This is a genomic window from Streptomyces sp. NPDC058671, from assembly GCF_042716475.1.
In the GTDB taxonomy this organism is placed as follows: domain Bacteria; phylum Actinomycetota; class Actinomycetes; order Streptomycetales; family Streptomycetaceae; genus Streptomyces.
In genome coordinates this window covers 142694-161078 of sequence record NZ_JBHXSA010000009.1, presented here as the reverse complement: position 1 = coordinate 161078, position 18385 = coordinate 142694, and the positions used below count along the sequence as shown (strand labels likewise).

The 18385-nt window shown below is 73.4% G+C and carries 12 protein-coding genes; 5 read left to right on the top strand and 7 right to left on the bottom strand.

The window, feature by feature from the left end:
- Window positions 1–13 precede the first annotated feature (13 nt).
- A complete protein-coding gene (locus tag ACFWV2_RS14035) occupies window positions 14–1426 on the bottom strand; it encodes an aminopeptidase P family protein (protein ID WP_384405229.1) in 1413 nt (470 codons plus the stop codon).
- A gap of 171 nt (window positions 1427–1597) precedes the next feature.
- Between ACFWV2_RS14035 and ACFWV2_RS14030 the strand changes: the two genes are divergently transcribed.
- Window positions 1598–2581 (top strand): LuxR family transcriptional regulator, encoded by a 984-nt coding sequence (locus ACFWV2_RS14030; protein WP_384405228.1) that lies wholly within the window; start codon window positions 1598–1600, stop codon window positions 2579–2581.
- On the opposite strand, the gene ACFWV2_RS14025 is transcribed toward ACFWV2_RS14030, so the two are convergent.
- Genes ACFWV2_RS14025 through ACFWV2_RS14010 form a run of 4 tightly spaced genes read right to left on the bottom strand, consistent with a single transcriptional unit; the run spans window position 2529 to window position 8634 of the window.
- Window positions 2529–4688: a prolyl oligopeptidase family protein gene (locus ACFWV2_RS14025; protein ID WP_384405337.1), complete on the bottom strand. Its 2160-nt coding sequence runs from the start codon at window positions 4686–4688 to the stop codon at window positions 2529–2531. The genes ACFWV2_RS14030 and ACFWV2_RS14025 overlap by 53 nt on opposite strands.
- Before the next feature lie 31 nt (window positions 4689–4719).
- A complete protein-coding gene (locus ACFWV2_RS14020) occupies window positions 4720–6795 on the bottom strand; it encodes an iron ABC transporter permease (RefSeq protein ID WP_384405227.1) in 2076 nt (691 codons plus the stop codon).
- A gap of 4 nt (window positions 6796–6799) precedes the next feature.
- Complete coding sequence (locus ACFWV2_RS14015; RefSeq protein ID WP_384405226.1) at window positions 6800–7777, bottom strand: iron-siderophore ABC transporter substrate-binding protein; 978 nt, start codon at window positions 7775–7777, stop codon at window positions 6800–6802.
- On the bottom strand, window positions 7774–8634 hold the full coding sequence (locus ACFWV2_RS14010; protein WP_384405225.1) for an ABC transporter ATP-binding protein: 861 nt from the start codon (window positions 8632–8634) through the stop codon (window positions 7774–7776). Before ACFWV2_RS14010 ends, ACFWV2_RS14015 begins: the two co-directional genes overlap by 4 nt.
- A 238-nt stretch (window positions 8635–8872) precedes the next feature.
- Between ACFWV2_RS14010 and ACFWV2_RS14005 the strand changes: the two genes are divergently transcribed.
- On the top strand, window positions 8873–9994 hold the full coding sequence (locus ACFWV2_RS14005; protein ID WP_384405336.1) for an NAD(P)-binding domain-containing protein: 1122 nt from the start codon (window positions 8873–8875) through the stop codon (window positions 9992–9994).
- Between the two features lie 7 nt (window positions 9995–10001).
- On the opposite strand, the gene mltG is transcribed toward ACFWV2_RS14005, so the two are convergent.
- Window positions 10002–10904 carry an endolytic transglycosylase MltG gene (gene mltG, locus ACFWV2_RS14000; RefSeq protein ID WP_384405224.1) on the bottom strand — a complete coding sequence of 301 codons (903 nt, stop codon included), beginning with the start codon at window positions 10902–10904 and terminating at the stop codon, window positions 10002–10004.
- Between the two features lie 305 nt (window positions 10905–11209).
- Complete coding sequence (locus tag ACFWV2_RS13995) at window positions 11210–13078, bottom strand: ABC transporter ATP-binding protein (RefSeq protein ID WP_384405223.1); 1869 nt, start codon at window positions 13076–13078, stop codon at window positions 11210–11212.
- Between the two features lie 108 nt (window positions 13079–13186).
- Here ACFWV2_RS13995 and ACFWV2_RS13990 point away from each other — a divergent pair, with 108 nt between their 5' ends.
- The 3 genes from ACFWV2_RS13990 to ACFWV2_RS13980 all read left to right on the top strand — a co-directional run bounded on the left by ACFWV2_RS13990 (window position 13187) and on the right by ACFWV2_RS13980 (window position 18215).
- Window positions 13187–13666, top strand: coding sequence for a MarR family winged helix-turn-helix transcriptional regulator (locus tag ACFWV2_RS13990; RefSeq protein ID WP_384405222.1), 480 nt, complete (start codon window positions 13187–13189; stop codon window positions 13664–13666).
- Window positions 13667–13706: 40 nt separating this feature from the next.
- A complete protein-coding gene (locus ACFWV2_RS13985) occupies window positions 13707–16631 on the top strand; it encodes an FAD-binding and (Fe-S)-binding domain-containing protein (protein ID WP_384405221.1) in 2925 nt (974 codons plus the stop codon).
- Window positions 16632–16793: 162 nt separating this feature from the next.
- Window positions 16794–18215: a Gfo/Idh/MocA family protein gene (locus tag ACFWV2_RS13980; RefSeq protein ID WP_384405220.1), complete on the top strand. Its 1422-nt coding sequence runs from the start codon at window positions 16794–16796 to the stop codon at window positions 18213–18215.
- Window positions 18216–18385: the final 170 nt, after the last annotated feature.

Sequence of the window (18385 nt, the reverse complement as noted above, 5' to 3'; positions counted from 1 at the left end):
GGGACCCCCCGGATCAGCCCGCGACGCGCGCCATCCACGCCTCGACCTCGGCCGAGGAGCGGGGCAGGCCCGCAGACAGGTTCTCGTGGCCGTCGTCGGTCACGACGAGGTCGTCCTCGATCCGGACGCCGATGCCACGCCACTCCTCCGGCACGGTCAGGTCGTCGGGCTGGAAGTACAGACCCGGCTCGACGGTGAGCACCATGCCCGCTTCGAGGACGCCGTCGACGTGCTCCCCGGTGCGCGCGTGGGCGCAGTCGTGGACGTCCAGGCCGAGCATGTGCCCGGTTCCGGCCATGGTGAAGCGGCGCTGGAGGCCGAGGTCGTACGCGCGGTCGACGGGTCCCTCGATGAGACCCCACTCGACGAGCCGCGCCGTCAGGTGGCGCTGGGCCGCCTCGTGGAAGTCGCGGAAGAGCGCGCCGGGCTTGACCGCGGCCATGCCCGCCTCCTGGGCCTCGTACACCGCGTCGTACACCCGGCGCTGGACCGGGGTGAAGACGCCGTTGACGGGGAGGGTGCGGGTGACGTCGGCGGTGTAGAGGGAGCGGGTCTCCACGCCGGCGTCGAGCAGGAGCAGTTCACCGGGCCGCACCGGGCCGTCGTTGTCCGTCCAGTGCATGATCGTGGCGTGCTCGCCGGCGGCGCAGATGGTGCCGTAGCCGACGGCGTTGCCCTCCAGGCGTGCCCGGCGGAAGAACGTGCCCTCGATCCACCGCTCGGACGAGGCGATCGCCCGGGACAGTTCGCCGACGCAGTCGGTGAAGCCGCGCACGGTCGAGTCGACGGCCTTGCGCATCTCGCCCAGTTCCCAGACGTCCTTGACGAGCCGGAGTTCGCCGAGCGCCTCCTCCAGTTCGTCGTCGCGCCGCTCGTCCGTGGTGACGGCGGCTTCGAGGGCCGGGTCGTGGCCGCGGACGATCCGGGTCGGCACGCCGGAGCCGGCGGCGAGGTCCTCGGCGGCGGTGCGGACGTCCCGGCAGGGCAGCCCGAGGACGCGCTCCGCCTCCGCGAGGGACCGGCGCCTGCCCATCCACAGCTCCGCCGTGTTGCCCGTCCAGAACTCGTCGTCGTTCCTGCTGTCGCGGGGAAGCTGGTAGCAGTAGGCGTCGTGGCCGCCGTCGGCGCGGGGTTCGAGGACGAGGGCGCCGTCGCGCGTCTGGTCCCCGGTCATGTGGACGTAGCCGGAGTACGGGCGGAACGGGTAGGTGTCGTCGTTGGAGCGGGTCTTGAGGTTGCCCGAGGGGACCACGAGGCGTTCGCCGGGGAAGCGCGCGGAGAGGGCGGCGCGGCGGCGGGCCGCGTAGGGGGCCTGCTCGTCGGGTTCGAGGCCGTGCCGCTCGGTGTCCGCCCATCCCGTCCTCATCAGCGCGGAGAGTTCCTCGGACACGCCTCCGTAGAGGCCGTTCTTGCGACCCTTCGCCACGTCCTGCACCTTCTTCCGTGTGATTTTCCGGGTGTGTTCCGGAGTTCGCCGTCCGCCGACGGCCTCGGCGGCTCCCGGAAGGTACTGCGCCCGGCGCGCGCCGGGTGCCCGGATCGGCCACTGGCACGGATCGGACACCGGCCGTGGATGGGCGGGGCGATAATGCGGTCCATGGCGAACCACAAGCTCACGCGGGCCCTGCGGGTCCTGGGGATCGGTGAGGAGGCCGTACGGGTCTATCTGGAGCTGCTGGAACGGGGCCCGGCGCCGCTGGGCGCGATCAGGTCGGCGGCCGGCCTGGAGGACGGGGCGTTCTCGGCGGCGTACGGGGAGCTGATCGACTCGGGTCTGGCGAGCGCGGCCGGCGACGGCGCGGACGTGGTGGCGCCGGTCCCGCCGGCCGCGGGCCTGGAGATCCTCGGCCGGCACCGGGCGGCGGAGATCGACGAGTCCCGGATCACCGTCGGCGGCGCGTTCGAGTCGTTCCGGCGGCAGCGTCTCGCCGCGTACGACGACCGTCTCGTGGAGGTCGTCACCGGGGACGCGATCGGTCTCCGGATGCGTCAGGCCTGGGCCAGTGCCCGCGAGCAGATCCGGCAGTTCGACTCGCCGCCGTACTTCCCCCTCGAAGGCGCCACCGAGGACGCGCTGGCCACGCTGGCCCGCGGGGTGACGCAGCGGGTCGTGTACTCGCGGGAGTCCCTCGAGCATCCGGGGCAGCTGGAGAACTCCATCGAGCCGTGTGTCGAGGCGGGCGAACAGGCGCGGGTCCTGCCGTCGGTGCCGGTCAAACTGGTGATCATCGACGACGCGTACGCGCTGGTCTCCCTGTCGATCAGGGAGACGGACGTGTACAACACGATGCTGGTCGTGCAGCCGTGCGGGCTCCTCTCGGCGCTCGTGGCGCTGTTCGAGCAGGCGTGGCAGAACGCGCTGCCGTTCCACGGCCGTTCGCCGCGTCCCGCGGGTCTGCGGCCGGCGGACCGCCGGCTGCTCCGGCTGCTCGCGGCCGGGGCGGCCGACGACGTCATCGCCCGGGAGATCGGGGTCAGCCGCCGCACCCTCTTCCGCCGGGTGCAGGTCCTGATGGCGCGGCTCGGTGCTACGAGCCGGTTCCAGATGGCGTTGCAGGCGCAGCGCGCGGGATGGCTGTGACGGGCGCGCCGTCGACGGGGGCGGCCGGGACCGGGACCTCCGCGACGTGGGTTCCCGCGACGCGGGCCTCCGTGGGCTCCGGCGCGGTGCCGGTCAGCTGCTGCCACAGGTAGGTGTGGACGAGCGCGCTGTTGTGGGCGGCCTGTTCGTTGTCGCCCGCCCCCGCGTGGCCGCCGCCGGTGTTCTCGTGGAACAGGACCCGGTGGCCGAGTTCCCTCAGCCGCGCCGCGGTCTTGCGGGCGTGGCCGGGGTGGACGCGGTCGTCGCGGGTCGAGGTCATCAGGAGGACCGGGGGGTAGTCCCGGTCCGCCGCGATCCGGTGGTACGGGGAGATGGCCCGCAGGTGGGGGAGGTCGGCCTCGTCGTCGGGGTCGCCGTACTCGGCGATCCAGGACGCGCCCGCGAGGAGCTTGTGGAAGCGGGTCATGTCGAGGAGCGGCACCTGGGCGACGATCGCGCCGAACAGCTCGGGGTGGCGGGTGAGCATGGCGCCCATGAGCAGCCCGCCGTTGCTGCCGCCCGACGCGCCCAGCATGGCGGGGGTGGTGATCCCCCGCGTGACGAGGTCCTCGGCGACGGCCGCGAAGTCCTCGAAGGCCCGGGGCCGTTCGGCGCCGAGTGCGGCCTGGTGCCAGTCGGGGCCGTACTCGCCGCCGCCGCGGATGTTCGCGATGACGTGGGTGCCGCCGCGCTCCAGCCAGGCCCGGCCCGTCACGGCGCCGTAGTAGGGCGTGAGGGAGACCTCGAAGCCGCCGTAGCCGTAGAGCAGGGTGGGGCCGGGGCCGCTGGTGGTGCGGTCGGGGCCGATGACGAAGTACGGCACGCGGGTGCCGTCCCGGGAGGTCGCGAAGTGCTGGGCGACCGTGAGCCCGGTGGGGTCGAAGCGGTGCGGGGCCTGCTTGAGCACCTCCGAGCCGGCTCCGATCCGGCCCCCGTGAAGGGTGGAGGGCTGGAGGAACCCGGAGACGTCGAGGACGTACTCGTCGGACACGTCGGGGTCGGTGTCGACGACGCTGACGGCGGACAGTTCCGGGACGCCGACGAGCGGTTCGCGGGACCAGGTTCCGTCGGCGCCGGGGGTGAGGACCTCGATGCGGGCGCTGACGTCCCGCATCGTCTCCAGGATCAGGTGGTTGCGGGTCCAGCTGTGCCCGGCGAGCGCGGTCCGCCGGTCGGGCGTGAAGAGCACCTCGTGGGTGCGGTCGCCGGCCAGGAAGGCGTCGAAGTCGAACGCGAGGAGCGAGCCCGTCGGCCGCCCCAGCCACGCGGACTTCAGGGTGACGATCAGGTGGCGGCGGTGGGCGTAGGCGTCGGCGTCGTCGGGCACGTCGATCCGTACGCGGGTGCCGTCGGGCCGCAGGAGGTACGTCTCGCCGCGGAAGAAGTCCTGCGAGCGTCCGACGAACTCCCGCTCGTACCCGGGCGTGGTGTCCCGGTACCCCCAGGCCGCCACGTCGCGCTGCTCGGCCTCGTAGACGAGTTCGGCGGCCTCCACGGGGGTTCCGCGCCGCCATCGGCGGACGGTGCGCGGATAGCCGGAGTCGGTCAGCGAGCCCGGTCCGAGGTCCGTACCGACGAGGACGGTGTCGGCGTCGACCCAGCCGATGCGCGTCTTGGCCTCCGGCAGCCGGAAGCCGTCCTCGACGAACTCGCCGGTCGTGAGGTCGAACTCGCGCACCACGACGGCGTCCCCGCCGTCCCGCGAGAGTCGTACGAGAGCCCGGTCGTACTCCGGGCGCCGGACCCGCGCCCCGTCCCACACCCACTTCTCGCCCTCGGCGGCGGCCAGGGCGTCGACGTCCAGGAGGATCTCCCACTCGGGTGACTCCTCCCGGTACCGCTCCGGGGTCGTGCGCCGCCACACCCCGCGCACGTGCTCGGCGTCCCGCCAGAAGTTGTAGAGGTACGCCCCGCGCCGCACGGTGTAGGGGATCCGGTCGGAGGCGTCGAGGACCTCCCGCAGGCGCGTCCTCAGCGCCGCGAACCCGGCGTCCCCCGCGACCGCTCGCGCGGTCTCGGCGTTCCGCTCGGTCACCCACGCGAGGGCGGCCTCGCCCGAGATGTCTTCCAGCCACAGGTACGGATCGTCATCGGTCACGCCTCGTATTGTGCAGGCCGCGCCGTTCCCACACGAAGGGTCAGCCACGGCCGCCCCGGCTGCGGACCAGGAGATGGAGGAAGTACGGGGTGCCGATGACGGCGGTCATCAGGCCCGCCCCGAGTTGCGCCGGTGCGATCACCGTCCGCCCCACCAGGTCGGCGGTGCAGACGAGGACCGCGCCGAGGAGCACCGCGACGGGCACCACGCGCGCGTGGGGGCGGCCCACCAGGGCACGGGCGGCGTGCGGCGCGACGAGTCCCACGAAGCCGATCGTGCCGGCGGCGGCGACGGCGGTGGCCGTGAGCAGGACGGCGAGGACGAGGAAGCCGAGGCGGCCGCGTCCCAGCCGCAGTCCGAGCAGCCGCGGGGTGTCCTCGTCGAGCGAGACCAGGTCGAGTTCGGTGCGACGGACGGCCGCGAGGACCGCGCCCACGGCGAGGACCGCGGCGAGGGGCAGGACGTCGGGCAGGGTCCGTCCGTAGGTGGAACCGGACAGCCAGGTGAGGGCCTTCGTCGCGTTGAACGGGTCGGTGAGGATGATGAGGAGGCTGATGAGGGCCGCCGCACCGGTGGCGGCGCCGAATCCGACGAGGACGAGCCGGTTCTGCTGGAACCCGCCCCGCGCGGCGAGGCCGAAGACGAGGACGGCGCTGAGGGCGGCGCCCGCGAAGGCCGCGCCGGCCACGCTCCACGACCCGGCGGTGGTCACCGTCGTCACGAGGAGGACGGCGCCGAGGGCGGCTCCGCCGGAGACGCCGAGAATGCTGGGTTCGGCGAGGGGGTTGCGGGTCACGGCCTGGACGAGCGTTCCGGCAAGGGCGAGGGCGGCGCCCGCGAGGAGGGCGGCGAGGACGCGGGGCACCCGGGTGTCGAGGACGAAGGCGGTGGTCCGGCCGGCGTTTCCCTGGATCCAGTTCAGCACGTCGCCGAGCAGCAGCTTGGTGTCGCCGAGGAGGACCGCGGCGACGGTGACGCCGACGAGGAGGACGAGGAGGACGCCGGTGGTGACGAGGAAGACGGACCGGCTCCTGATGCGCAGCCGGTCGGGGGCAGCGGCCCCGGCCGTGTCGCGGGCCCGGGTGGCCATGACGATCAGGAAGACGGCGCCCACGACGCTGGTGACGACTCCGGTGGGCACACCGACCGCCACGTCGGCCGGTACGACGGCACGGAGCAGGACGTCGGCGCCCAGGACCAGGGCGGCTCCGGTGAGCCCGGCGACGGGCAGGGCGCCCCTGGTGCGGGTGAAGGCGCGGAAGCGGCGGGCGAGGGGGCGGACGAGGGCGGGGGCGCACAGTCCGACGAAGCCGATGGGTCCGGCGAGGGTGACCGCGGTCGTGGACAGGAGGGCGGCGAGCACGACGGCGGTGACGCGGGTGGCGCGGACGGGGACGCCGAGGCCGCGGGCGGCGTCGTCGCCGAGGGCGAGGGCGTCGACGCGGCGGGCGAGGAGCAGCAGTCCGACGACGCCGACGGCGGCGATGGGTGCCGTCTGGAGGACGCCGTCGAAACCGTTCTGGGCGATGCTGCCCTGGTTCCACTGGTAGATGCCCTCGGTCTGCTGGGGGAACAGCAGGAGCAGGCCTTCGGTGACGGCGGTGAGGCCGAGGGTGAGGGCGCTGCCCGCGAGGACGAGCCGGACGGTGCCGGTGCCGAGGCCGGAGAGGCCGAGGACGACCGCCGCAGCCGCGAGGCCGCCGGCGAAGGCGACGCCGGAGGAGGCGAGCAGGGGCAGGGAGACGCCGGTGGCGGCGGTGAGGCCGAGGGCGAAGTAGGAGCCCGCGTTGACGGCGAGGGTGTCGGGTGAGGCGAGGACGTTGCGGCTGACGGCCTGGAGGGCGGCGCCGGCCATGCCGAGGACGGCGCCGACGAGCAGCCCGGCGGTCATCCGGGGCAGCCGGGAGGCGATGACGACGGACGCGTCGGCCGGGTCGGCCCGGCCGGTGAGCGCCTTCCAGACCTCGGGGGCGCCGACGGCGGCCGTGCCCTGGGTGATGTCCACGCCCGCGAGGGCGACGACGAGGAGGACGAGTGCGGCCGTCACCGGGGCCGCGCCCGTCCGGGACGTGGCCGTCGGCGGACGGGTGGCGGGGGTGGTTGCGGTGACGGCCATGGTGCTACTTCGTCAGGGCGGCGACGACGGAGTCGACGTAGGTGCTCATCGACTCGGGGCCGCCGAACATCCAGATGCCGTCGGGCAGGCGGTGGACGTTCCCCTTCTTGACGAACGGCAGGGACGTCCAGACCTTGTCCTCGGCGAGGACGCCGGTGAAGGGGGTGCTGGCCGCGTCGCCGTCGTTGCCGACGTAGGCGAAGTGGACGTCGCCGAGCTTGGTGAGGCCCTCGACGTCGGTGGCGGCGAGGCCGTAGGCCGGGTCGCCCTTGACCGTCCAGGCGTTCTTCAGGCCGAGCTTCTCGTTGACGGCGCCGATGAGCGAACCGCCGGTGAACGGCCGGACGGAGACCTGGTTGGAGACGACGTAGCCGTCGGCGAAGGCGTACTTCGCGCCGGCCAGGCCGGCGGCGGCCAGTGCCTTGCTGCCCTCGTCGAGCTTCGCCTGGAACTGCTTCTTGAGCTCCGCGGACTTCTCCGTGGTGCCGGTGGCCTTGGCGATGAGGTCGAGGTTCTCGGTCATCCGCCCGATGGGGTCGGTGGCGTCGGCGGCGCGCAGCTCCAGGACCGGGGCGATCTTGCGGAGCTGCTTCACGGCGGCCGGCGGCAGGTCGGTGGTCGCGACGATGAGGTCGGGGGCGAGCGCGGCGACGGTGTCCGTGCTGGGCTCGCCGCGGGTGCCGATGTCCTTGGGCTCGTTCTTCAGCGGGACGGCCGTGTCCCAGGTCTTGTAGCCCTTGACGTCGGCGACGCCGACCGGGTCGACGCCCAGCGAGACGAGGCTCTCGACGACGTTCCACTCGGTCCCGACGACCTTCTTGGCCGGGCCGTCGAGCTCCACCGTGGCGCCCGAGGCGTCGGTGAGGGTGATGCGCTCGGTGGTCTTCTTCGCGTCGTCCGCGGCGGGCTCGGTGGTGCCGCAGGCGGTCAGGGTGAGGGCCGCGGTGGTGGCGGCCGCCGCGGTGAGGAGGAGGCGTCTCATGAGGTGGTGCTGAGCCTTTCGCTTCGCGAGTGGTGGCGGCCCATCGCACGGGTGCGGAGCCGGCCGGTGAGGGGGTCGGTGTCGACCTCGATGCGGATGCCGTACGTGCCGGTCAGGCGTTCCGGCGTCAGGACGTCCGCCGGGGCGCCGTCGGCGACGACCCGCCCCGCGTCGAGCAGGACGATCCGGTCGGCCACGGCGGCGGCCTGGTCGAGGTCGTGGAGGACGGCGCCGACGGCGATGCCGTGGTCGTCCGCCAGGTCACGCATGAGGTCGAGGAGTTCGACCTGGTAGCGGAGGTCGAGATAGGTGGTCGGTTCGTCGAGCAGCAGGACGCCCGTCTCCTGGGCGAGGCAGCCGGCGAGCCAGACGCGCTGGAGCTGGCCGCCGGAGAGGTGCTCTGCTCCGCGTCCGGCGAGTTCGGCGACGCCGGTCATGGCGAGGGCGCGGTCCACCGCGGCCCGGCCGCCCGGGTCGGCCTTGCCCCAGCGTCCGCGATGGGGGTAGCGGCCGAACTCGACGAGGTCCCGAACGGTCAGTCCGCTGGGTGTGGGGCGTCCCTGGGTGAGCAGGGCGACATGGCGCGAGAACTGACGGGGGCTCAGCGCGAGGCAGTCGGTGGCGCCGTCGAGGACGAGGGTGGCGGTCCGCGGCTGCTGGAGCCGTGCGATCGTGCGGAGCAGCGTCGACTTGCCGCTGCCGTTGGGTCCGACGAGGACGGTCACCTCGCCTGGGCGCAGCGTCATGGCGGCGTCGTGGACGACGTCGACACCTTCGTACGCCACCGTGACGCCCGTGGCCGAGAGTTCGTGACCGGGGGGACGGGGGGTCGCGGCGGTCTGTTCAGCTGCTTGCACGTCGCAGAGGTTAGCCTACCCTTACCAAGGAGCGAAAGGGGGGACCTGGACGGGCATCGCAAGGCGCATTCCGGCCAAGCTCCTCTCCCGGGCATCACCTCACTTCGCCCTCCTGCGCCACGACACCGTCCCGGCGCGCGGGAAGATCTCCGCCCCCGCCCTGGTTGGTAGAACCGTGAACGATTTCGTGGTCGAAGAAGCAGCGGCCGGGACGGGCCGGGAACAGCGGCCCACGCCCCTGGCCGTGGTCGTCATCGGCGCCGGACAGGCCGGGCTCTCGGCCGCCTTCCATCTGCGCCGCGCCGGGCTCGAACCGGACCGGGACTTCGCCGTCCTCGACCACGCCCCGGGGCCGGGCGGCGCCTGGCAGTTCCGGTGGCCCTCCCTCACTTACGGGAAGGTCCACGGGATGCACGCGCTGCCCGGCATGGAGCTGACCGGCGCCGACCCCGCGCGACCCTCGTCCGAGGTGATCGGCGCCTATTTCGACACCTACGAGCGCACCTTCGACCTGCGGATCCACCGACCCGTCGACGTCACCGCCGTCCGGGAGGGAGACGACGGGCGGCTCCTCGTCGAGACCTCCGAGGGCCGGTACGCCCCCCGCGCCCTGATCAACGCCACCGGCACCTGGGACCGTCCCTTCTGGCCCCGCTACCCCGGCCAGGAGACCTTCCGGGGGCTCCAGCTGCACACCGCCGGATACCCCGGCCCGGCGGAGTTCACCGGCAAGCGGGTCCTCGTCGTCGGCGGCGGCGCCTCCGGCACCCAGCACCTCATGGAGATCGCGGACGTGGCCGCCGGGACGTTCTGGGTCACCCGGCGCGAGCCCGTCTTCCGCGAGGGCCCCTTCGGGGAGGCGGAGGGCCGGGCGGCCGTCGCACTCGTCGAGGAGCGCGTGCGGCGCGGACTGCCCCCGCAGAGCGTCGTCTCGGTCACGGGGCTGCCCCTGAGCGACGCGATCCGCTCGGCACGCGCGCGCGGGATCCTGGACCGCCTCCCGATGTTCGACCGGATCACGCCGACCGGGGTGGCCTGGGACGACGGCCGGAGTGTCGACGTGGACGTGATCCTCTGGGCGACCGGCTTCCGGGCGGCGATCGACCACCTGACCCCGCTGCGGCTGCGCGAACCGGGCGGAGGCATCCGGATCGACGGGACGCGCGCGGTACGCGACGAGCGCGTCCACCTCGTCGGCTACGGCCCCTCGGCCTCGACGATCGGCGCCAACCGGGCGGGCCGCGCGGCCGTATCCGACATCCGCCGGCTCCTGCGCGGCGCGCCGCCGGCCTCCACCCCGGCGCGGGTCACCGGCGCCATCCCACCGGTTGCCACGGCCGCCGTCACACCGGCGGGGTGAACCGCGCTCAGCCCTTCTCGGCGCCCCGGAGCGCGTTGAACTCGGCCACGTTGACCTGGTGGGCCGCGTAGTCGGCTGTGAACCGGGTGTCTCCCGGGCCCACCGTGACGAAGTAGAGCCAGTCGCCGTCCGCCGGCCGGATCACCGCGTCCAGGGCCTGGTCCCCCGGGTTGCCGATGGGTGTCGGCGGCAGGCCCTTGTGCTCGTAGGTGTTGTACGGGCTCCTTGTCCGCGTGTCCTCGTGCGTCGTGTCCAGGGTGCTGCGGGACAGCGCGTAATTGAGGGTCGAGTCCATCTGCAGGGCCATGCCCCGGGCGAGCCGGTTGTGGACGACCCGGGCGACCTTCGCCATGTCCTCCGGGTTGTCCGCCTCGGCCTGCACGATGCTGGCCGCGATGACCGTCTCGTACACGCTCAGCCCGTGCGCCTTCGCCCCCTGGACGATCCGCCCGGCTCCGTGACGCTTGACGGCGGTGTCCACCATGAAGCGCAGCAGGCCCTCCGGGGTGGTGGCCGAGAGCACCGGATAGGTGGCGGGGAAGAGATAGCCCTCAGGGTTGCCGCCGGCCGCCTGGGGCAGTGGCAGGCCGGTCGCGGGCGCTGTCGCGGTCTTCCGCGCGGTCCCCTCGGGCAGCCCGAGCGCCCGGTCGACGGCCGTGTAGACCTGACCGGCCCGCCAGCCCTCGGGGACGAGCAGCATCCGGGGCTGCTCGACGGCTGGTTCGTCCCGGGTCAGGAGCAGCGGGACGGCGATCCCGGTGGCCACCACGAGAACCGCTCCGAGGACGAGCGCCAGCCGGCCGCGCCGGGTGAGGCGGGGGCGGCGGGCGGGCCGGGGCGGCCGGGGGAGGGAGAGGCGTCGGGGGCGTCGGCGTGCGGGTGCGTACGGGGACGGCGGCCGGTACGTCATGGCCGCACGCTAACCCGGCCCGTACCGGAATCCCGGGAACCCGCGCACGCGGCGGCGCCGCCGGCCCCCTGGGACGGGGAACCGACGGCGCCGGGCACTGCGAGCGTCAGACGAGCCATCCCAGGAAGTGGAGGACGCCGGCGAGCAGATAGGTGATCACGTTCATGGTGGTGCTTCTCCTCGTACAGGTACAACGGTGGGACTACGCATGGATGGGACGTGCGCGGTCACGGTCTGCAGCCCGTCGATCGCGCACCGCAATCATCCGGCGCCGCACGGGAGTGGGGCAACGATTCCCGGCGCGATCACACGTTCTGGGGAACAACCGCTCCCACGTTCGCCTGTTCGGCTCCGGCGGCGGCGCCGAGGGTGCCCCGGGCGTCCCTGCGGACCAGGGCCGCGTACCGCCCGTCGCGCGCGAGCAGTTCGTCGTGCGTGCCGCGCTCCGCGATCCTTCCCGCCTCCAGGACGACGATCTGGTCGGCGTCACGGACGGTGGAGAGCCGGTGGGCGATGGTGATCGTGGTGCGGCCCGCCGAGAGGGCGTCGACGGCCTGCTGCACCGCGTGCTCCGTACGGGTGTCCAGCGCGCTGGTCGCCTCGTCGAGGATCAGCACGGGCGGGTCGCGAAGGATCGTGCGGGCGATGGCCAGGCGCTGCTTCTCGCCGCCCGAGAAGCGGTAGCCGCGCTCGCCCACCAGGGTGTCGTACCCCTCGGGGAGCGAGGCGATGTGCTCGTGGATCTGGGCGGTGCGGGCGGCGGCCTCGATCTCCTCGTCGGTGGCGTCCGGCTTGGCGAAGCGGAGGTTGTCGGCGACGGAGGCGTGGAAGAGGTACGTCTCCTGGGAGACGACGCCGACCGCGCGGGCGAGGGTGTCGAAGTCCAGGTCGCGCACGTCGACCCCGTCGAGGGTGACACGGCCGCCGGTGACGTCGTAGAGCCTCGGCACGAGATAACTGAGGGTCGACTTCCCGGAGCCGGTGGGGCCGACGACGGCCAGGGTCCCCCCGGCCGGGACGGTCAGGTCGATGGAGTCCAGGGTCGGGCGGCCCTCGCCCTCGGGGTCGTAGCGGAACACGACCTTCTCGAAGGCGACCTCCCCGCGGATCTCGGCGAGCCGGACCGGCTCGGCGGGTTCGGTGATGTCGACGGGCAGGTCGAGGTACTCGAAGATCCGCTGGAAGAGCGCGAGGGACGTCTGCATCTGGACGCCGGTGGAGAGCAGGCTGACGGCGGGCCGGAACAGGCCCTGCTGGAGCGAGACGAAAGCGACGAGCGTGCCGATCGAGATCTCCGTGCCGCCCGAGCCGACCGCGACCCCGGCGGCCCAGTAGATGAGGGCGGGCATCGCGGCCATGACGATGCCGATGGTGGACATCCGCCAGCGTCCGGCCATGGAGGAGCGCACTTCGAGGTCGACCAGGCGCTCGGACTCCTCGGCGAAGGACCTCGTCAGGGAGTCGGAGCGGCCCATGGTGCGACCGAGCAGGATGCCGCTGACCGAGAGGGACTCGGTGACGGTGGCGGCCATGGAGGCCATCTGCTTCTGCCGCTGGGTGGTGATCCGCTTGCGCTCGCGGCCGACCCGCCGGCTGATCCAGACGAAGACCGGCAGCAGGAGCAGCGAGACCAGCGTGAGGCGCCAGTCGAGGACGAGCATGGCGACGACGGTCGCGACGACGGCGGTGAGGTTGGAGACGAGGGAGGTGGCCGTCGAGGTCACGGTCGCCTGCATACCGCCGATGTCGTTGGCGATGCGGGACTGGACCTCGCCCGTGCGCGTGCGGGTGAAGAAGGCGAGGGGCATCCGCTGGAGCTGCTCGTAGACCCCGGTGCGCAGGTCGTGCATGACGCGCTGGCCGACCGTGGTGGAGATCAGGGTCTGGAGCACGCCGAAGACGCTGGTCAGCACGGCGGTGGCGATCATGCCGAGGGCGAGCAGGCTGAGCAGCCCGGTGCGGCCCTGGGGGATCGCGGTGTCCAGGATCTCCTTGAGCAGGAAGGGCGTGGCGACCGTGACGAGCGAGGCGGCGCCGACCAGGAGGCCGACGACGACCAGGCGTGCGCGGTAGGGGCGGAAGAGTCCCAGGATGCGCCGCAGCTGCGCGGGCTCCTTCGGTCGTGCGGAGTCGCGTGGCGGGGGCGTCCAGTCGGACTGGTCGTGGGGGCGCATGGGCTCCTTCGTGGGTGTCGGGGTCGACCGTGGGTGGGGAAGCCGACGAGGACCCTAGCTCATTGTTACCTATACTCACAATGAACCTCGTCCTGTTATTGTTCCCGCATGACCGCCTCCGACCCGTCGACCTCTGCCGACCCGCTGACCAGGACCGATGCCGACGGGCTCCTCGCCGAGCAGCTCCTCCGCCTGACCCGGCGGCTGCACCGCATCCAGAAGCGCCACCTGGAGCCGGTCGGCATCACCCCCGCCCAGTCCAGGCTGCTGCGCACGGTCGCGCACTTCGGGGAGCCGCCGCGGATGGCCGACCTCGCCACCCGCCTGGAGGTCGTCCCCCGCGCGGTGACCAGTCTCGTCGACGGCCTGGAGGCCGTCGACCGGGTGCGCAGGGTGCCCGACCCGAGCAACCGGCGGGTCGTGCGGATCGAGCTCACCGACGCGGGCCGCGCCACGCTGCGGGAGCTGCGCAGCGCGCGCCGGGCGGCCGCAGAGGACATCCTTGCTCCATTGACCGCCGCACAGCGCGAGGTGCTCGGAGGTCTGCTGACCGCCCTGGTCGACCCCGGCCCGGAGGGCGGCTGCTGACCCCTCGGGTGCGGGGACGCGCCGAAGGGAAGCCGTTGACATGCCGCTGTTCGAGCCGAACCCGCAGTCCCTTCGCCCCGGCACGAAGCGGAGTCCGGCCCCGGACCGCGTCCCGGAGCTCCGGGCCGGCGGTACCCCACGGCGGATGCGGGAGGAGCTCACCGAGCTCCTCGGCGCGGACAAGGTCCTGTCGAAGATCTCCGACCTCGTCCGGTACGCCTCGGACGCCAGCCCGTACCGCTTCGTGCCCCAGGTCGTCGTGGTCGCCGAGGACATCGACGACATCTCCACGGTGCTGTCCTACGCGCACGGCAAGAGCCGCGAGGTGGTCTTCCGGGCCGCCGGGACCAGTCTCAACGGGCAGGCGCAGGGCGAGGACATCCTGGTCGACGTGCGCCGCCACTGGGTCGGCGTCGAGGTCCTGGACGGCGGCGCGCGCGCCCGGATCCGTCCCGGCACCACCGTCGTACGGGCCAACGCGGCGCTCGCCCCGTACGGGCGGGTCCTGGGTCCGGATCCGGCCAGCGCCGTCGCCTGCACGATCGGCGGGGTCGTCGCCAACAACGCCTCGGGCATGACGGCCGGGACGACCCGCAACTCGTACCGGACCGTGTCCTCGCTCACCGTCGTGCTGCCGAGCGGGACCGTCGTCGACACGGCCGACCCGGCCGCCGACGAGGAGCTGGCGCGCGCCGAGCCGAGGCTGTGCGCGGAGCTGACGGCGCTCAAGGCGGAGATCGAGGCGGACGCCGAGCTGACCGCCCGGATCCGTGCCAAGTACGCCATCAAGAACACCAACGGCTACCGGCTCGACGCCTTCCTCGACGGCGACACCCCGGTGCGGATCCTGCGGGGCCTCATGGTCGGCTCCGAGGGCACCTTCGGCTTCATCTCGGAGGTCGTCTTCGACACGCTGCCCCTGGACCGGGAGGTGTCCACGGCGCTGCTCTTCTTCCCCTCCCTGCCGGCGGCGGCCGCCGCCGTGCCCCTCTTCACCGAAGCCGGGGCGCTGGCCGTCGAGCTGATGGACGGCAACACCCTGCGGGCGTCCGTGAGCGTGGCGGGCGTGCCCGCCGACTGGGCGGATCTGCCCAGGGAGACGGCGGCGCTCCTGGTCGAGTTCCGGGCGCCGGACGCGGCGACGCGCGAGGCGTACGAACGGGCGGCGCGGGACGTGCTCGCCGGGCTCGACCTGGTGGCCCCCGTGGCGTCCGTGGAGAACGCGTTCACCCGCGACCCGCGGCGGATCTCCGGGTACTGGAGGGCCCGCAAGGCCTTCGTGACGGCGGTCGGCGGCTCCCGCCCCTCCGGCACGACCCTGATCACCGAGGACTTCGCCGTGCCGCCGGCCCGGCTCGCGGAGGCCTGCGCGGAGCTGCTCGACCTCCAGTCCCGGCACGGCTTCGACGCGGCCGTGGCCGGTCACGCCGCCCACGGCAACCTCCACTTCCTGCTGGCCTTCGACGCGGCCGACCCCTCCGACATCGAGCGGTACGCGCGCTTCATGGACGAGTTCTGCAAACTGACCGTGGAGCGTTTCGACGGCTCGCTGAAGGCGGAGCACGCCACCGGCCGCAACATCGCGCCCTTCCTCGAACTGGAGTGGGGGACGAAGGCGACCGACCTGATGTGGCGCGTCAAGGAGGCCCTCGACCCCGCGGGGGTGCTGGCGCCCCGGATCGTCCTGGACCGCGACCCGCTCGCCCATCTGCGCGGTCTGAAGACGATCCCGTCCGTGGAGCGGATCGCCGACCCCTGCATCGAGTGCGGCTTCTGCGAGCCGACCTGTCCCAGCCAGGACGTGACGACCACTCCGCGCCAGCGGATCGTGCTGCGCCGGGAGATGATGCGGCAGGGCGCGGGCTCCCCCGTGGAGACCCGTCTCCTGGAGGCGTACGGCTACGACGCCGTCGACACCTGCGCCGGTGACTCGACCTGCGCGCTGGCCTGCCCGGTGGGGATCGACACCGGGGCCCTGATGAAGGAGTTCCGGCACGAGCGGCACTCGCCGCTCGAGGAGCGGACGGCCGCCCTCGCGGCGAGGAACTTCCGCGCCGTGGAGACCTCCGCGCGGCTCGCCGTCGCGGCGGCGGACCGGATCGGCGACCGGGTCCTGGAGTCGGTGACGGGCCTGGCCCGCCGGGCGGTCAGCAAGGACCTCGTGCCGGAGTGGCTGCCGCAGATCCCCGGCGCGGCGGCCCGGCGGCTGCCCCGCACCCACCGTCCGGCGGCGGTCGCCGTCTACTACCCGGCCTGTGTGAACCGGATCTTCGGCGGCACGGACGGCGACCGCGGGCCCTCGCTCCCCGAGGCGGTGGTGGCGGTGTCGGCGCGGGCGGGGAGACCTGTGTGGATCCCGGACGACGTGACCGGTACGTGCTGCGCGACGATCTGGCACTCCAAGGGGTACCGGCGGGGCAACGAGCTGATGGCGAACCGGATCGTCGAGGCGGCCTGGGGGTGGACGGCGGGCGGGACGCTGCCGCTGGTGGTCGACGCCTCCTCGTGCACGCTCGGCATCGCGCACGAGGTGGTGCCGTACCTGACGGAGGACAACCGGGCGCTGCACGCGGAGATGACGGCGGTGGACTCGCTGGTGTGGGCGGCGGACGAACTCCTGCCGCGGCTCGACGTGCGGCGCCGTGTCGGCTCCGCCGTGGTGCACCCCACGTGCTCCATGCGGCACCTGGGCGACGAGGAGAAGCTGACGGTGCTCGCCGAGGCCTGTGCGGAGGAGGTCGTCGTCCCCGCCGACGCGGGCTGCTGCGCCTTCGCGGGCGACCGGGGGATGCTGCACCCGGAGCTGACGGCCTCGGCGACCGCCCGAGAGGCTGCCGAGGTCACGGCGCGGAGCTTCGACGCGCACCTCTCGGCCAACCGGATGTGCGAGATCGGGATGGAGCGGGCGACGGGCCGCGACTACGGATCGGTGCTCCTCGCCCTGGAGCGTGCGACGCGCCCCTGACGGCCCGCCAGGACGGCACCCGTCGGCCCCTCGCCCCCGTCGGTGAGGGGCCCTTCGTCTGTTCGGGTGACGGTGGGTGTTCCGTGACGCTCGGCGCCCGCTTCGGAACAGTACAGTCCGACCATCCGACGGGACGGCCGTGCACTCGGTCCGGGAGGTTCCATGAACGAGCAGACGCCCCACGCCCCGAGCCGCCGTCAGGCCCTCGGGGCCGCCGCGGCGGTCGGCGCGGGCCTGGGCGCCGGCGCCCTCGGCGGTCCGTCCGCCGGGACGGCCGAGGCGGCCGTCCCCGCCCCCGCCTCGGCTCCTGCCGGGACCGTGGCCGCGCCGAGCCGTCGGGGGGCCACCATGGCCGGGGTCCCCTTCGAGCGGCGCTCCACGGTCCGCGTCGGCATCGTGGGGTTCGGCAACCGTGGCGGCAGCATGATCGGCCACTTCCTCTCGCTCCCCGGGGTCCGCGTGACCGCCGTCTGCGACCCCGTACGGGACAAGGCGGCGCGGGCGAGCGCCAAGGTCACCGCCGCCGGGCAGCCCGCCCCCGCCCTGTACACGAACGGCGAGAACGACTACGAGAAGCTCTGCGCCCGCTCGGACGTCGACCTCGTGTACGTGGCCACGCCCTGGGACAGTCATTTCGCGATCGCCCGCGCGGCGATGCTGAACGGCAAGCACGTCGGTGTGGAGTGTCCGGTCGCGATGCGGCTCGACGAGCTGTGGGACCTGGTCGACCTGTCGGAGCAGACCCGCCGCCACTGCATGCAGCTGGAGAACTGCTGCTACGGCCGGAACGAGATGCGGGTGCTGCGGATGGCGCACGCCGGCAAGTTCGGCCGGCTGCTGCACGGCGCGGGGGCGTACAACCACGACCTGCGCGGTCTGCTCTTCTCCCCGACGTACTACGAGGGCCCCTGGCGCCGGTTGTGGCACACGCGGATGAGGGGGGACCTCTACCCCAACCACGGCTTCGGTCCCGTGGCCACCTACATGGACGTCAACCGGGGCGACCGGGCGGTGAGCATCAGCAGCTTCGGCACGCCGGCGCTGGGTCTGGCCGAGTACCGCGAGGCGAACGTGGCCTCCGGCGACCCCAGTTGGAAGGAGTCGTACACCGGGAGCGACCGGACGATCAGTCTGGTCCAGACGGCCAGGGGGCGGGTGATCCGCCTCGAACACGACGTGTCGACCCCGCACCCGTACAGCCGGGTCAACAGTCTGGGCGGGACGCGGGGCGTCTTCGAGGACTACCCCGCCCGGGTCTACATCGAGCCGGACCACCAGGACGACCGGTGGGGCGACTTCTCGGCGTACGCGGCCGAGTTCGACCACTGGCTCTGGAAGGACCACGCCAACCCGCCGGGCGCCCACGGCGGCATGGACTACCTGATGGTCTACCGGCTGATGCAGTGCATGCGGCTCGGGCTCACGCCGGACTTCGACGTGTACGACGCCGCCGTCTGGACGGCGCCGCTGCCGCTGAGCGACGCCTCGATCAAGGCCAAGGGCGCGCCGCAGGAGATCCCCGACTTCACGCGCGGGGAGTGGGCCGCGGCCCGCTCGGGCGTGGACTCGGTGAAGCCCGCCTGAGAGTACGGTGCCCGGCCCCGCGTACGGGGGCCGGGCACCGCTGTGTTCGGCGGCGCCCGGCCCGTCCTCGGTGACCGGGGTGCGCGGGGCGGTCTCCTCGTGCCGGGTCGGGGCCGCCGGTGACGACCCCGCTGCCTGGTCCTGCCCGGCATGGCGCGATCTGTTCCGTC